The organism is Sphingobium bisphenolivorans (genome assembly GCF_000412635.1).
GTDB classification, from domain to species: domain Bacteria; phylum Pseudomonadota; class Alphaproteobacteria; order Sphingomonadales; family Sphingomonadaceae; genus Sphingobium; species Sphingobium bisphenolivorans.
The window spans coordinates 13,538-29,294 of the sequence record NZ_ASTG01000008.1; the positions used below are offsets into that span (position 1 = coordinate 13,538).

Genomic DNA, 15,757 nt, shown 5'->3' on the forward strand with positions numbered 1-15,757 from the left:
CGATCACGGCTCAGATGATCAGGACACTGCTGCCTAATCGACCACCGGATAGTGCGGCATCGGCCATTCATGATCTGCATTGTCCATCATCAAGTCGATAAACAGCGGCAGCAGGCACCCCAGCAGAGCTGAGCCATCTCGAACTTGCGTCCGATTCACATCGCTGTTCCAGGTCGCGCCGCCATGGACCAGCTGATTTCGCAGGACGTACAGGCGTCCAAAGAGGATCGACAGGAGGGTCGCCGTGTCATGGCGACGAAGCGCGTTAGCCGTTGCGTCACGCTCACGTTCCAACATTCCGCGCCAGTCCTCAAAACCAGCAATATGATTATGATGATGCCAAAAAGGCGCGAATACGTAGCGGTTGTCCAGCAGCAGCCTTATTTCCTGGCTGAAGCGCTGCCAGACCATGTCATAAATCCGATGCTTGCCATCGAAACTGACTAGAGTGGAGAAAAAGCGCGCGAAGGCGTCGCGCTCGCGCTGACTCTCGCCACCCAGCGCTAAACCAACGTCACCGGCATACGCCGCGTTGAAACCGATCCACAGCAGGATGAAGCGTACGTCCTCGTCACCCTCGTCGGCTTCTGCCCTGCGGAGCCAAGAAAGTGCTCGGTGAACTCGAAGGGTGAGAGGCATAGCGAAGCCCTCGCGAAGGCTTCGCTGCTTCTGCTTGAGCGCTTCAGGATGCAGCGGACTAGAGGTTGGGTAACGAAAAGACATATAGTCGAGCCTCGCTATCTCGAATGCCTAAATCACAATTCGAGCCGCACCATTTTCATGAATGCGACCCATCTTGTTTAGGAATTAGGAGAGGCGCGGGAGGTGGCTCCTCACCATCGGCGATATACCCATGAATGATATCGCCGGCCTTGAAGGTTGCATTACCGCCCTTGTTCAGCAGGCCGATAATGCCAAAGCCCAACACGCCCAAAATGACCCCGCCGGTGTTTGAGGCGCCTTCGGTACCTTTCGTGCCGGTCAACGCGACCGGCCCCCACTGGGTGTCGAGATGAAGCAAGCGGAGGCTTAGCTGTCCTTTGCCTCCTGCCGCGCTCGTACCTGAGACGGAAACAATCTCTCCCCAGGCGAAAGCCCCGATCGGGATGGCGATTGCTCCGTTCACGGTGACGGGTGAATTAACGCGCAGCCTGAAACGCTCGCCGGCCTTGGCAGACCGGCTGTTCACTTCGCGAACCACCATCAGTTCAACATCTGTACCCTTCACCCAGCGAGGAGTGGATGAAGGGGCAGGGGCGATGGTGTTTTCCGAAGCGGCAGCGTCCTGAGCAGCCATTACCTGACTGCTGGTCAGAAGAGCGCCTGCGATAAAGGCTGCGCGTAACATCAAGTTAGTGGGAGCCAGCAGGTGCTGCTGCCGCACTGGTGCTGCCAGCTGGCAAGAAGCGGACCGCCGTGCCAGTCGCGTTCGCTTTGCCCCAGCTGAATGCCGACACATGAGCATCACCATATTGCGCTTTGATCACGGCATCAGCACCCAGCTTTTGTGCACGTTCCCACAGCTCTTTGTAGATTTTGTCCTGCGAAGGCGATTTGCTGAAGACGGTTGCCTTGCGGACCCCAGCCTTGACCTCACCCAGCACCTCATAGGGGCGATCGGTGATATCGTAGGGGAAAACGGGGACGCCGACTTCCTCATTCACGAGCGGCTGAGCCTGGGTTGGTTGGGCAAGGGCAGGCGATGCAATAGCCACCGAAAGGGCAGCAATCAGAACGAAACGCATAGAATTTAAGCTCCGTGCTAAAGTCGGATCATTTCGTGGAAGGGGCAGCCGCCGGAGCCGTCTCAACAGCGGCAGCAATAGAAGTGCCTGCTGCGACAGGAACGATCACAGGTTCAGCCGGCTTGGCTTCGGCGAAAACCAAAGGCACATCTTCGCCGATAAAACCCTTCACCTGCGATCCAGCAGCGATTTTGGCGCTAGTTCCCGTGGTGAAGAAGCCCACCACCGGAACAAAGGCAACGGCGGCGACGACCCCTGCCGTGCCGGTAACGCCCTTGTCGTCAAAGGTACCGGTAAGCCGGATTTGGCGGCCGTTTACGCTCACATTGAGGAGAGAGGCGGTCAGATGGCCGGATTTACCCCACATCCCTTTGTTACGGACTTCGGTTATCTCCCCGACAGCAGGCGAACCGACCGGAATGACGATCTGACCACCTACAGATACGGGCTCAATCACCGAGAGCCTGAAATGCTGACCCACACGCAATTTCTTGCCTTCAGTCGTCAGCGGCTCTTCCATCTTGAGTTGGATCTCCGTGCCCGTGCGAAGAATATTGTTGGCTGCGGGGCCAACAGCCAGCGCAGGCGACTGGACCTGAGCATGAGCAAGCGTCGACGAGGCGATGGCGCAGGCGAGCGCCGCAGACATGAATCTCATTGAAATACCCCCATATTTGACCTTCCCCAAGGCCAGTGAATCTGTTGTATGGCGCCGACCGAGATGTCAAGCGGTCGGCGCTGTGGTTGAAGTTCGTTATCTCAAAGGCGCGCGGCCATTATTGAACCGACCCCGCACGCAATATCTGATCCATTTTGGATGCGACTGTCTTCCAGAAGGTTAGTCCCTCCCAGTCTCCTTCGACGGCAAGTTCGCCAATCCGCGCTGCTACCTTGGTGGGTGCTTGGTCTCCATGTCGTCTCAGCAACATCATGGCCGCGCCCAGCGCGATTTGATCGTTGGTCATCAGCTCGCTTCCATGGTTGCTGCGAAGATGGCCATGCTGCGAATCAGCCTCACGGATCCAGCTTCCAGTCGTTATCGGCGATGATGCTCCGAATGTTCCAAACTACCCGCGGATTGGGGCCTCCTGCGCCGCTGAATTGTGGGTAAGCCGTGAAGTGCGTACGGAAACCCGGCTTCAGATCAAGCGTCAGATTGTCATGACTTTCGCTGACGGGGGTGCATCGATCAATCGGTTCTTCGGGCAAATCACATTCGTAAAGGCGACCGACCAGCAGCGCGCTTTCGAGCGCCTCGTTTCCGCGATTTTGAAACCATCCCTGCACGGAGTAGCGAAGTTGCTGGTCGCTGGCATTCGATTGGAGATCCTGTGCCTCGATCTGCCATTCTGCATCAGGAGAGCCTGCCGGCAACTCATGTTCGCTCCACCAATCTTGTACGAACAGGAAGCCGAGCCAGGCAGTAAGCGCGTAAACGGCCCAGCGGAATGGGGCCACTTGCATCATTAATGCGAAGACGATGCCCGTTCCCACCCAGGCTAAAAGGCTATTCTCACGCTCCGGCACACTTGCTCCCTGCTGTTGATGGGAGCCTGCTAAATTTCTTATGCGTCAAAAGCGGTCGTAAATATCGAGGCGCGTCATTCATTCCTCCGTTATCGAGTCTCAGAGTTTGTCGAACACCGATCCCATCCGAGGGGCAAAGAGCCGCTCGTAGGTCCGCAAGAGATGGGCGTCGGTCATGCCTGAAACATAATCACAGATGACCCTCATAGGATCGGCAGATGCGCCGAATTTGACGTAGATGTCGTTGGGAAGAAATCGCTTTGGTTCGGACTTCATCACCTCAAAAACGGCGATCACCATCATTTGTCCTTTGAACTCCAGATGCTGGACGCTCGGGCTACAGATCACCTCTTCGTAAACCAGGTTCGTCACGGCGGCCAAGAAGTCCGCCACGGGTTTGGGTACCTCGGCTCGATACCTGAGCCTTGGCTCCTCAAACTCGGCTTCCTCACGGATCTGAATGCTCGGAATGACGAAATTGAGAATCCGGTTGATCTGATGCTTGCGGTCGTTGCCATCGCCAAATAGGCGGTTGAGCAGGCCGCCATACACGTCATTGCCATATTGGCCGCGGTATTGGCTGTTTAGGTAGTCGAGTAGACCCTGACATGCCGATGCAGGCACGTGTCTATGAAATTGCTGCTCATCTATCAGCTTGAGGGCGAGTGCATCCTCCAGGTCGTGGATGCCAAAACTGATATCGTCCGCAAGGTCCATGATCGAGCAGGCGAACGCCTTGTGGCGCGCCTTTGCGTGCTTTTCTGGCCGGAGGTCAAACTGCCGAAAGGCATCCTGATCACCCTTGGAGAGCGGGGAGAGGATCCAGTCGACGACGTCCTGCTCACAGTCCAGATAGCATTTCGGGGGCTCGGAAGTATTGCGGTCTAGCAGCGGCGTGCCGCTGGTGTCGGGAAGCATCCCCGGTCGGAGATCTGGGTTCGCCACCTGGCTGAAAGCAACAGGGTATTTGAGAACACCCAACAGCGTTTCGCGGGTTAGGTTCGAACCGGCGGACTCCGAGAATTTCTCCAATCTCGACAGGATGCGGAGCGTCTGGCCGTTCCCTTCGAAGCCGCCATGATCCCGCATGCAGTAATTTAGAGCGACTTCGCCGCCATGCCCAAATGGGGGATGGCCCAGATCATGGGTGCAGGCAATGGCTTGTATGAGAGCATGTTCTGGTAGGTAGGCCAGCGCAGGGTGGCCAGGAAGATTGTGCACGAGCTGCTTGACCAAGCCGCCAGCAATCTGCGCCACTTCCAAGGAGTGCGTGAGCCGGGTGCGATAAAAATCGCTATCGCCAAGATTGAGAATCTGGGTCTTGCCCTGCAGTCGCCGGAAGGAGGCTGAGTGGACCACGCGGCCATAGTCGACATCGCCGGCGGACCGGGCATCGAACGATTTGCGTGACTCCGGCGTTCTGCGGTCTAGCCAGTGCATCATACCCCCATTCCGTTATCAAGATATTTGCGCGCTAGCATGGAGCGTGTGCAGCGTGAACCGTACCTCGAATTTTCGGAAATATTGGTCGCGGAAGGGCCTGTTTTTAGCAAGTGAGGGCACATCATAGCTACGGATGGGGGCAAACATCCGGTTAAGTCGCTTCATTTCGAGGATCGGATTGACGCCGGAAGGGCATCAATCCAGCCCCTCACCAATTCGTGCCTGAAGGTCAGGACCACCCGGCTGAACCCCAACAATCGCGCAGCGGCCCGGATTAGATCCGAGTCCTCACCGCCGGCAATACCATTGTCCTAGCCACCCAAGGATGCGGCGCTCGGTCTTTCGACACCAAGCGGTCCCAGAAAAGCCCGGTCTGGACAAGCCAAATAGGGGAGATTCCGATCGCCCGCTAAGCGAGCCGATTTGCGTTGTGGAACAGCAAAATTTCCGTACTGATTTGCACGTGTTTTCGTTCTGTGGGGACTTATGGCGACCGGCATTCTCCTAGCACTGCTATCCGCAGCCTGTGTCATTGCGACCTACTATGCTTACGAAGTTAGAAGACTTCGCGCAATAAATTCACTCCCGATCGATCCTGAAATTAAACAAATTCATATTACATCAAACCGATCCAATGATTTAAATTCGCCGTCTGCGATAATAGTGTCTGACGACCATGGCAATATATTATTGAAAGCTGAGGAAGTATCTACTTTGCCATTTTCGATACATAAGGTCGAAAATGCAGAAAAGAATATCGGCCGCTTGGGTCAAATGGCGACCGATCTTCTGAGTGGTAGCGCCCGGCTACCTGGGAAGACGATCCGCCTAGTTTTTTCGCCCGAGGTAACTCGGGGCCTGAAAGATGGAACCTATACGCTGATGACCACCAAGAGCGGTGAGGTTCTTGCTGATGCGGTAAAAGCCCTACCAAATGGCCTTAAGCCGGTCGTAGAGAAAGGCAGGCTAGTTCAATCGGGGCAGGTCGCCCAGCTTGCTGGTGGCGCATTCATGCTGGTCAGCATCGCTGTCTCGCAAGCACACCTGGCCGATATTGAGCGCAGCCTTGGGGGCATCAGAAAGAGCATCTCCGACCTTCGAGATCATATCGAAAATCAAGATCGAGCCGACATCGTCGGCTCTCTCAATTATCTCCAGGACATGCTCGCTCATCTCCAGAACTTATCCGATCCAAGCATGATTTCGAGTGAGAAATCCCACGCGCTCGAAAGTTTAATGCGAGAATCTTTCGTGTGGCTTGACCTTGTTCAAAGCGATATGGAAAGTTTAGTCAAAAATATCTCTGCGATTGAAAGCAAAGATAAGATTGGAACAAAATATACTTATACAGTAATAAAGGATCATGTTGCAAGATCTTGGCCACTGATCGCCAGATACGAGATGTATCTTCAACTTTCTGCCGCAGCGCACGTGATAGTTACCTATCTCGACCCCACTGCCGCCAAATTCACTCGGCCAAAAGGTGGCACTGAAGACTGGTTGCGAGTAGTTGATCGTTTTAGAGACGAAATCACGTCCAAAACTCAGAGTCTCATCGGATCCTCAATAGCCAACAGTGATGAGCTAATATCTTTTAGAAATTCTGAAATAAATAGGTTGGCACATGAAAGTCATTTCTCTGCTTACTCAATTGTCAATGATTACAAACATCTAATTTCAAAGCTGGATGATTTTGTTCATGGCTTGATGACAAAATCTGGACAAGTGCAGCTTGCACTTCGATACGATGATGAAGGCAAGGTTGAAGAAGCAGCATTCTTGACCTGATAGACGTAGGAGAAAATGCTTTTAGCCCGTCTTAATCTGTCTGCCCTATGCGGGCTACGAGTCATTTGAGACATTGGCGCGTCAAGATACAGCCAGTTGAGGAGGAACTAGACCCGTTATGACCAGGAACGAGATCAATGCCCTACGCGACGCGCTGAAGCGTTCGAGGAGCGGCAGCGCCGAACCGCGCGAGAAGGAGCAGCATTCAGCGCGACTTGCGCAATTGTGTGCACTCTTTCCTTATGCGGATCCCGCCATTGCACATCTGACCGACGAGGCGCTCGACAGCCTGCGCGCCAATTATGAGCGGCTGGGTAAAACGGACGGAGGGATCGTGCCGCTTGCGACCGTCCTGCGCGAAAAGATCAGTCGCTATCCATGTGAGGGCCATTCACCGGCCGGCATTGTAGGGCGCATACTGGCCCTGTGTCGCGAATCAGATGATCGTAGGACGACCTATGGGGCGTTATGGACTGAGCTCACCGGAAGGCCGCTGCGTCAGGCCGATATCGGAGTTCTCGGACGCTATCTCGGCCATGTTGGCCTTTATTGCGCAGACAATGGCTTGCCCAACCTGTCCGTCATGGTCGTAAACAGGCAGGACAGGGCATTAAGCGAAAATGCTGTCGCCAATATTTGGATCTGGATGCGTTCCAACGGCGTCGCCGTGCCCGACACCGCTAAAGATTATGCCCAGCAACAGGCCGAACTCGCTGCCGGGTGGATCGACACCACCGATTTTGAGGTGGCAAAAGCTGCCTAACTCATTCTCAGCGTGGGCGTGGCGCAAGCGCATGCTCATGACATGACCGACCTGCCTACCAGCGATTAAGGCGCTGGTAGGCGGCACGATGGGCGGTTGTCCGTGCTTAGCCGCCGACCGCTGCGGCCTCCTGTGTCAGCGTCAGTTCGGCCCCGGTGCGTGCAATGCGCAGAAATCCTCCGACAATGGGCATATGGATGAAGAGCTCGCATGTGGCACCAGGCCGCGCCTCATTCAGCGCGTCAGCATAAAGTTGGATTTGCGGGCCGTGCCCAATGGATCGAGCGTCCCAGCTGTCCGGAGCGCCGGGAAAGGATTTGTGGTCGATGATGGCGAAGCCGTCGTCATGTTCAACCAGCAGATCGATGCGTCCGGTAATCACCTGATCTCCAATGCGTGCTGCAATCGGGGTCTCGCGGTGAATCGTGGCATTGGGCCAACGGCTGGAGATTTCGCTGAGCAGCCGCTCGTTGGCTGCCAGAACATCCTTCGCGGCAACCTGATGTACCCCCCAGCGATCGAGGATCGCCTGTGCTTGAGCCAAGCGACGATCCAGCGGATCTTGGGGTTGATCTGCGGCAATGATGGCGTGCACGGCTTCTCCGAGCAGGGCCATGTCCGGGGTGCCCGTAAACGGCAAGCGCGGTCCAATTGTCGCCTTCTGCACGATTGTGAAGGTTTCGCTGCTTGATGCCTCGCTCGGGCGGCGATGAAGCGGTGCCCGGCGCATCATTGGTCGCGCGATGCGTCCGAATGACACGACCGGGGGCTGGGCGTCGATGCCTTCGTCGCTCACCAACGTTGCGATCCTGGCTGGAAAAGTCTCCGTCCCAGCGCGAATCCCATTGCCGCCGACACCCGGTAAAGAGAAATGCTCTAATCCGTCCCCGTCGAGGACCTTCAACCAATGGAGTGTGCCCTTAGCCGGAGGCGCAAATACGAGATGATCGCGAGCGCGTGTCATGCCGACATAAAGAAGGCGGGCCTCTTCATCCCTTGTGCGAATCGCGGCTTTTTGCCCCAGCGTCGAACTGGGCGCTGAAGCATCGAGATATACGTCCTTCTTTTGGCTGGCATAGGGCCAAGGCCAGTAGCGGATCCAGCGCCCAGTGAGTGGATTCTGCCAATCTATCTCACCGTCGGCTTCGGCTGTTGGCTCGAAAAGCCTCGGCTCTGGTTCCTTGCCCAGTCCAGTCAGGATGACGACGGGCCATTCAAGCCCCTTCGCACCATGGTAGGTCATGACCTTGACGGCATTGTCCTGCAGGCTGCGTGGCCGCGCTGGGTTTTCCGCAGCCAAAGCGAGCGCCAGGCCGGAAGGTGTTGCAGGGGATCCTTCGCTTGCGCAGCTTTCCTCGTAGCTCCGCGCGAAACCTCGAAGGGCTTCGAGATCGTCTACCCGGGCCGCGACGTCACCCCAACTTTCTACACGACGATAAAGCTCTGGGAGAAGGATGATCGCATCGACGAGATCTGCCGGCGTCAACGAGAGAATGCCCTTACGGATCGCGGAAAGATCTGAGGATATAGGCACGGCGGCGAGCATCGCCTCTAACGAATTTTCTGCGCCGAGTGCCTCAAGCCAAGAGTCCGATTCCGGATCGTCGGCGAAGAAACGAGCCAGTTCAGCAAGCGCAAGACGATCGGTGGGATCTGCGACCCAACGAAATGCCGCCATGACAAGTTGGACATGCGACGTTTGCGCAAGGCCCTCACGCTCGACTGCGGCCTTGATGCCTTGTTGGCTGAGCGCAGCCGATACTTTCGCGATGTCCGCCTTGCTGCGACACAGGATGGCTATGTCTCCCGCGCGGAGCGCCCGCACGCCCTTTGGCTGCGCCGCGACTTCCCAGGGGGCGTCGGATTTCACCAGATCGCGGATTTCGGCGGCGAGTGCGGCATATTGGAGCTCAAGCTTGCCTTCGAGCCACCACACCGCCAGCGGGGCTTGCGTGAAGCCGTCTTCGCTGCGACCCGTCCCGGTAAAGGCATGTTCCTCAGCTTTCAGGCCCATTGCGCCCAAGGCGGGTGGGAAGGCAGCATTGACAAGGTTTATGATGCCCTCGCGGCTGCGATAGGAGGTTGCCAGCACATCTTGTGGTTCGTTGGATGATGCGGCGACACCAGCGAACGCAGCCTGGGTCAGGGCACTGTCAGCATTGCGGAAGCCATAAATGGCCTGCTTTGGATCTCCGACCCAGGTGCATGCATCGACCAGGCCTGACATGGCTGTGAAGATGGCCACCTGTAGCGGGCTGGAATCCTGAAATTCATCGACAAACAATCGACCAATGCGCTCACCGAGCCCAGCGGACATCGTCGGGTCACGAAGGACTTCGAGTGCGAGCGCTTCTTGATCAGTGAAGTCCAATAATCCGCGCTCTGCCTTATAAGCTTGGAACGCTGCGAGCGCTTCGCCTGCGCAGGCGAAGACTGATCTGATGAACCGAGTGCAGTCCTCGCGAAGCCGCGGGTGTTCAGGGTGTCGATCAGCCGCTTGTGCAACGGCCTCAAGCGCATCGATGAATGCCTGACCGTCCTTCTTGGCGCAGCTGACCTTCGACAGGCGGACCCAATTCGGCCAGGAGATCCGTCCGCCTCGACGGATTTCGGCATCGATCTGACGGACCAACGCCACATGCGGTTTGGCGGTAGCGCTAAACTCAGCGGGCACCGCAGTTACTGCCGACCTTACGGCCGCTCGCAAATCGGCATCGAACTCTTCACTGCTGCGGGTCGAAGCCGCCGGGAGCAATTCAAGAAATGTCTCCACGGATCGTTCCGCAGAAATCTCTAGTTCGGCGGATGAAATTCCATTCGCTCGAGCGAGCTCGATCAAGCGTCTGACGGTCGCCCGCCAATCACTTCGCCCGGCATCAGCGGCTCGCTTAGGCTCGAAGAACCCCATGACTTCGGCCAGTTCGTTCAACGCGGGCGCGTGACGTTCAATCGCCGTATCGGCGGCGATCACAAAGATTCGCGACACGCTGCTTTCGGGAATAACCTCGGCGCGAGGTGATCGTCCAAGCGCGATGGCGTTCTCCGACACGATCTGACCGCAAATGGCGTTCACTGTTCCGAAGCGGGCGCCGAGCAGCCGTGCTGCCTTGTCCGGCATGCCCAATTCGAACAACTTGGCGCGCGAGCGTTCAATCAACTCGTCAGCGGCCTTCACGGTGAACGTGGTGGCCACGATGGTTTCGGGATCGCGGGACGCAACCTCCGTAGCGATGTTTCCAACGATGCGCGTCGTTTTGCCGGCACCTGCAGAGGCGACAACGGTTGTGATATTGGGGGCAGTCATCTTCAGTTGGCCTCCACGCCCACGCGACACAGAGCCGTGAGTTCGCAATAGCGACATGGTTCGGTTCCAGGTTCGATTGGAAGATCGGCAGGGATATGAGTGTCAGCCTCGTGGACGCCGGCTGCCACTGCAGTCCCGCTTCGTGCTAGATCACGCCATACCTGCCAGGTAGAAACGAGATTGGTCCATGTATCTGGCAGACTATGGTTGGATTCAACGACTTCCTCGGCGAGGAATGTGCCATTGAGACCGATCATTTGCTGCTGGTTCAGCATGTAGAATGCGCCCGGAGTGTGCGCGGCAGTGTTGGGGTTTGCTATCGCGCCATATGTCGCGAGTTGGATAGAGCGTCCCTCGGCCAACTCGTTGCGGCGGTGTTTTACGCTCCTCGACCATTTCAGGTCGATCACGCCTGTTCCGTGAGCAGGGTGCTCCACCAGCATGTCAATCCGGCCCTTTACATGAGGGCCGTCGACGAACTTTCTCTCGCGTTCGATTTCCGTGCCGATCACCTTTGCGTCCATCGCCTTCAGGAGCCGTGCCAGCTGGGCCAGAGCAGCTGGGACTTTGACGCGGGCGGCTGTCAGCTCGCCCGCATATTCGGGCTGCTGAAGCGGTGTAGCGATCGCACTGAGCAACTCATCAAACAGATTGCTGGCTTGCGAAAAAACTGTGTCTGGATCGGGCACCGAATCTGCGGGGAAGACGCGGTTGGCGAGTTCATGGGCGAGGTTGCCAAGCAGCTGGTTCGTGCCCGGTATCTCCGCAACTCGGCCGCGGGAGAGGCGCAAGACATCAAGAAGAAGCCAACGCATTTGGCAATCCGCCAGGTGCTCAAAGCTGGTAGCACTTTCGACGCGATCGTCGAGTTTGACGACCACGGATGCGGGCAGCGGCCAGTGTGCCCGCGGCATTGGCGGGCATGTTGAAGTGATGGCTTTTCGGAGAAGCCTGCGTCCCGCTAGCTCATGAGTTGGTCCCTGCAGAAGCTGCTCTGCCGACCATCGAACCATGCCACCAGCCGGTGCCGTCAATGGATTCAGCTGATGAGCGAGGGGATGACTCGTCGTCTCTTCTCCAGCCGAAAGCGCCGGTGAGAAAAGGATGAGGCGCTCGCCAGCGCGATGCACGGCGTTGGCGTTGCTCCACCCGATTCGCGCCGCCGTCGCGGCCGGTGCTTCGATGTTGCAGCCGGTAGCCTTTAGCACGGCGATCTCCTCCCTGCTCCATGGGAGGGGCGCCACGCGTTCTCCGGGACCTTTGAAATCCCACCAAAGAACATGCTTGGCTTGGTCCCAGATCGCCCCCGGATGACGCACGGCACGCAATCCTCCCGATGTGGCGACATGGTTGGGATTTTGAGCGCCGTCCGCGAGCACCTGATCGATCATTCGTCCGAGCAGCAGCGGCGAAAGAATGTCGATATTAAGCACATCGATCGCTTGCGTCAGGGCCGTTGCGGCACCAACCAGCGTGAGGAAAAGCGGATCAGCGCTCCCCGCATTTGTCTCAAGCGCCCATTGCGCGACGCGAGATGCAATCGACTTTGCTGCCTCCGCAGGCATCCCGTCGTGCCGCTGGTATAACGTCCCGGACGTCCATTGCCTCCACGCAGCGAGTTTTGCGTCGCGCTTTTCCTGCGGCTCTTCGGGCATTCGATCGGCGAGATCTGATTCGATAGATGCCCATGCGTCGAGCCACGCGGCACCGCCCGTGCCAGGTTCCCGGCTAAGTGCATAGGCGAGCTTGCGGGCCGCGCTTCGGGGGATCGGAGGGCGCGGTAGCATGAGCAAATCCAGCATCGCCTTGGCGTTGAAGGGTCCCCACGAAGCAGCAAAGGCGAGCGGCAGCACCTGTAATGCTCCACGCCAAGGGGATGAGGCGGACAAGCCGAGGGCCGGAAGACCGCGAGCCTGCAGCGCGCCGTCCAGGAGTGCCGTATCTCCGTCGGGGTTCACGATGACCGTGCCATGCAGCTCAGCTTCTGAGCAATGGGCGAGCCACTCTGCGGCTGCTTCGGCGGCCGTCAGGGCGGTGTCCGCCTCCACGATCACAAAGCTCCCATCACCTGCTAATGTCGCGGTCGATCCATCCGCGAGAAACGCTTGCACGTGGCTCAGATCATTGGCGGCAGTCTCACAGGCCGAAACCTGAGAGATTTTGACCTCCGATGTTTCGAGCGCTTCGATGAGGCCCTGCCAGAGAGGTGGCAGCAAATCTCTCGGTTCGACCAGTTCGATTGAGGCGAGCGGCAAGCCGGCACGGGCTTTGACCGCATCGCAGAGCCCACGCGCGCGGTCCGCGATGCCGAACGGCAGCATGGGGCCTGCCCCTTCAATCTTCGCAAAAGCATCGAGTCGCGCCGCGCCAACGATGGCGCCAGACCAGCCGCCAGCGACCAGCTGATCTCGCCATTCAAGCAAGGACGCGGCAGTGGCCCAGGGATCAAGGGCGAACGACTGAGCGAAGAAAAGTTCGGGGGCGGTGGCCAGCGCGGCACGCAGTTTAGCAGCATAGCTCGAGACTCGAACAGCATGTGCCACGCGCGGAGCGGTGAGGCCCAACTGCACTTCGAGCATCTCTATAAGGCCTTGAGGCCCTACAACGGCGGCATTGAAGACGCCTTCATTCGGCCCCGGAAAATCCGGAAAGGAAGGGCCATCACATGAAAGGCCGAAGATAAGCTTCATTCTCAACTATCCCCCAACCCGCAGCTACCTCGCCAGCGCCGGTATCGCTGGCCCGTAAGATGAAATGCTTTGTCATGTCATTAATGAATGCGCCTACGACAATGTCGGTCGTTACACTTTTGGCAAACCAAAACATGGCCTTGGCGTCTTGTCCAAGTGTCGCCAAGCTGCGCCTCATCGCTCGGAGAGGCGGCCGGTGACGCTGTCGCTGGAATCAATCCCGCAAGGCGGCTGCAGGAGCAGAATGTTTGAGAGGTTGAGTGAGGAATTTTGGCTGTCGCTGAGAAGTGAAATGTTCCTCAGGCGCCGGAGGGCAGCCGCCTCCGCGCCAAGTCGAAGAGACCAGATATGGTTTATGTGAATGAAGAAGATCGGCAGCGGATCTCGGACGGCGAAGAGGCCGTGCGCGCGCTTGCCAAGATGGCGGGCTGGACCACTCAACCCTGCGATGGGCTACTCCCGCAGATCCTGAGCGGATATCGTTACAGCGAGCGCGCAGGAATCATCCTTGGTCACTGGCGTCGCGAAATTTCATTCGGCAAATTGCTCGAGGCAGTCCGGCAGACACGAACGGACATCCTTATCCTTGAGCCGGGCCGGGACACTTCACGGCGGAAGACATATTATCTCTCCCTGATCCTCGCCCGCGCAGGTGAAGTCCGCATCCGAAGGGGACTGCGGCTCTGGTCTGCCGACTTTGATTCGCCGCTGTGGGTAATCGCCGATTCTCAGGATCGCGATCTCGATCCCTGCTTTTTCAGCATCAGGGCAACTGGGGTAAAGGAGGAAGCTGGAGCGCCCTTTGGTGATCCGATCTCCGTCCAGACAGGCCTGCGGATCGCCGATCTTCGCTGGGTCGCGGAAATCGGAGGACACTTCGTATGAGCCAGGAAGAGAATTTGCGCTGGGAATCGTGCCTTCCGATTGGCTGGCAACCGCTGTTTCGCCAGCTGCTGTCCGATCTGGAGTCGGCGGGCATTGCGGTGAGAGTGACGCAGGCCAAGGAGAAGTTCGGCGAGCTGAGGGTCTATATTGATCGGCCTGACCAAGCGGCAGCGCCGCTCATTGCAGCTGCTGAGCAGCGTTCAACCCGAATGTGCCAAGACTGTGGCGCTGCCGGTGAGCTGATGGTTCGCAACCATCTCTTTGCCACCCTCTGTGCTGAGCACGGGGCCGGTTTCACAAAGCCGCTCGGGCGGCCAATGATATCGCTGAACCTCCGGTATCCCAAAGACGATTGAGGACGAACGCTGCCGACACCTGCGGCAGCGGTTTTAAACGATTGAGAAGAGCTCAGGTGACTGAGCAGATGAGATGAAAATTTTTGTGCGTGATGCGTGTCCAGGCTCAGCGGAGCGCGCCCCTTACAGGAAGATAATAGATATGTTTGACTCAACGAACGCGCAGCCCGGCACGGGTGCGCCGACCATTCCGTTCGTCCGTGACGCGGTCCAGCGCGCAATGATCAAGGTCGCATGGGAAATCGGTGGCCCCATCAACTTCGATCCGGCTCTTAGGGGAGGAGCGCTCCTGCTTCAGGAGGCGAACCTTCTGATTCTTGGCACATCTGCGTTCCGCCCTCTGGGGGAGCAACTGTTCGGCCAGATCGGTGACCTTTATGGCATGGACACCCTGCTCGTTCGCTTCGATGCCTGCGAGTGCAGTTTCGATTTGCGTTTCCACGGCGAGGGCGAGTGGCTATCGAATTATCGGCAAACCCTTCTGGGAGGACAGGTTTGGTTTGTTCCCGCGCATGAAGACCAATCCCCCACCGTCAGGGCGGACAGTCAGGGGCTCTTCCTCAATCCCCCGATGCTGCCCGATTCATTCTATCGACTTGGCGATCCGAAATCGGCCGAGCTCCAGCCGACCGGGAGGGATGTGGCATGACCCAGAAGAAATCGAAGTCTGGTCCAGAGGAATTGTCTTGCTTCCACCTGGACTGGCCTGCTCACCCAGAGTTTCGCTATATGCGTTGGTATTGGAAGGTGGACGGGCCGAGCATCGGCATCGCTGCGTCGGTCCTCGGTAAGCTTAACCCTGCCGGCCATCAGGCGGCCCGGCATGACCTTCTGCTCCCTGGTAGCGCGCCTGGAGAATATGCGGATCTGCGCTATTTGCTCGAACGCTATGATGCCACCCAGCCGGTCATCGAACGCAACGGCTATGCGCAGTTCAACATCATTCTCGACGCCGACCGGCCTCTCCATGCCGGTTGGGAATTGGTGCGCGCCTGGACCCTGAGCTATTTTGTGCGCGAACTGCAGCTTGCCGCTGTCCTCGTCCTACATGCGCCATTCCTGGCAGGCTCGGCAAACGAGCCGCATGTCCACATCCTGGTGCCGGCTCGGCGACTGACCGCTAATGGCTTTGGCCTCCATGCCCGTGACACTTGCTCGGACGCAGGTGCCGCCGAGGCGCTTGCCAGCTGGCTGGCCTTTAACGGAGTAGAGGCGGCGTGAGGAGGTCTTATCGCCCGCTCGCGGCGAAGGCGGTT

At 57.8% G+C, this 15,757-nt stretch carries 15 protein-coding genes; 6 read left to right on the forward strand and 9 right to left on the reverse strand.

Features of this window, described 5'->3' with window-relative positions; genetic code table 11:
• Window positions 1-33 precede the first annotated feature (33 nt).
• From L858_RS0107670 to L858_RS0107700, 7 genes are all read right to left on the reverse strand, one after another.
• The gene (locus L858_RS0107670) at window positions 34-723 is read right to left on the reverse strand and encodes a HEPN domain-containing protein (RefSeq protein ID WP_028055922.1); all 690 of its coding nucleotides are present in this window, start codon (window positions 721-723) and stop codon (window positions 34-36) included.
• Window positions 724-778: 55 nt separating this feature from the next.
• Complete coding sequence (locus L858_RS0107675; protein ID WP_152639788.1) at window positions 779-1,297, reverse strand: hypothetical protein; 519 nt, start codon at window positions 1,295-1,297, stop codon at window positions 779-781.
• Between the two features lie 55 nt (window positions 1,298-1,352).
• Window positions 1,353-1,745, reverse strand: a complete 393-nt coding sequence (locus L858_RS0107680) for a heavy metal-binding domain-containing protein (RefSeq protein ID WP_022682569.1) — start codon at window positions 1,743-1,745, stop codon at window positions 1,353-1,355.
• 28 nt (window positions 1,746-1,773) lie between these two features.
• A complete protein-coding gene (locus L858_RS0107685; RefSeq protein WP_420801826.1) occupies window positions 1,774-2,394 on the reverse strand; it encodes a hypothetical protein in 621 nt (206 codons plus the stop codon).
• Between the two features lie 127 nt (window positions 2,395-2,521).
• Window positions 2,522-2,710, reverse strand: coding sequence for a DUF6961 family protein (locus L858_RS0107690; protein WP_022682571.1), 189 nt, complete (start codon window positions 2,708-2,710; stop codon window positions 2,522-2,524).
• Window positions 2,711-2,759: 49 nt separating this feature from the next.
• Window positions 2,760-3,272: a hypothetical protein gene (locus L858_RS0107695; RefSeq protein WP_022682572.1), complete on the reverse strand. Its 513-nt coding sequence runs from the start codon at window positions 3,270-3,272 to the stop codon at window positions 2,760-2,762.
• 99 nt (window positions 3,273-3,371) lie between these two features.
• Window positions 3,372-4,715: an anti-phage deoxyguanosine triphosphatase gene (locus L858_RS0107700; RefSeq protein ID WP_022682573.1), complete on the reverse strand. Its 1,344-nt coding sequence runs from the start codon at window positions 4,713-4,715 to the stop codon at window positions 3,372-3,374.
• Between the two features lie 486 nt (window positions 4,716-5,201).
• Here L858_RS0107700 and L858_RS21640 point away from each other — a divergent pair, with 486 nt between their 5' ends.
• Together L858_RS21640 and L858_RS0107710 are read left to right on the forward strand one after the other, a co-directional pair.
• Entirely contained in the window at window positions 5,202-6,503 is a 1,302-nt protein-coding gene (locus L858_RS21640) for a hypothetical protein (protein ID WP_152639789.1), read from the forward strand.
• Window positions 6,504-6,621: 118 nt separating this feature from the next.
• Entirely contained in the window at window positions 6,622-7,266 is a 645-nt protein-coding gene (locus L858_RS0107710) for a hypothetical protein (protein ID WP_022682575.1), read from the forward strand.
• Window positions 7,267-7,372: 106 nt separating this feature from the next.
• Here L858_RS0107710 and L858_RS0107715 read toward each other — a convergent pair whose 3' ends face one another.
• Together L858_RS0107715 and L858_RS0107720 are read right to left on the reverse strand one after the other, a co-directional pair.
• Complete coding sequence (locus tag L858_RS0107715; RefSeq protein ID WP_022682576.1) at window positions 7,373-10,570, reverse strand: UvrD-helicase domain-containing protein; 3,198 nt, start codon at window positions 10,568-10,570, stop codon at window positions 7,373-7,375.
• A gap of 2 nt (window positions 10,571-10,572) precedes the next feature.
• Window positions 10,573-13,260 (reverse strand): PD-(D/E)XK nuclease family protein, encoded by a 2,688-nt coding sequence (locus L858_RS0107720; RefSeq protein ID WP_028055925.1) that lies wholly within the window; start codon window positions 13,258-13,260, stop codon window positions 10,573-10,575.
• 348 nt (window positions 13,261-13,608) lie between these two features.
• Here L858_RS0107720 and L858_RS0107725 point away from each other — a divergent pair, with 348 nt between their 5' ends.
• The 4 genes from L858_RS0107725 (at window position 13,609) to L858_RS0107740 (ending at window position 15,722) form a co-directional block, all read left to right on the forward strand.
• Window positions 13,609-14,145: a hypothetical protein gene (locus tag L858_RS0107725; RefSeq protein ID WP_022682579.1), complete on the forward strand. Its 537-nt coding sequence runs from the start codon at window positions 13,609-13,611 to the stop codon at window positions 14,143-14,145.
• Window positions 14,142-14,501 (forward strand): hypothetical protein, encoded by a 360-nt coding sequence (locus L858_RS0107730; protein ID WP_022682580.1) that lies wholly within the window; start codon window positions 14,142-14,144, stop codon window positions 14,499-14,501. The genes L858_RS0107725 and L858_RS0107730 overlap by 4 nt, the downstream gene beginning before the upstream one ends.
• 142 nt (window positions 14,502-14,643) lie before the next feature.
• The gene (locus tag L858_RS20960) at window positions 14,644-15,150 is read left to right on the forward strand and encodes a hypothetical protein (protein WP_022682581.1); all 507 of its coding nucleotides are present in this window, start codon (window positions 14,644-14,646) and stop codon (window positions 15,148-15,150) included.
• Window positions 15,147-15,722 carry a hypothetical protein gene (locus tag L858_RS0107740; RefSeq protein WP_022682582.1) on the forward strand — a complete coding sequence of 192 codons (576 nt, stop codon included), beginning with the start codon at window positions 15,147-15,149 and terminating at the stop codon, window positions 15,720-15,722. Before L858_RS20960 ends, L858_RS0107740 begins: the two co-directional genes overlap by 4 nt.
• Window positions 15,723-15,757: the final 35 nt, after the last annotated feature.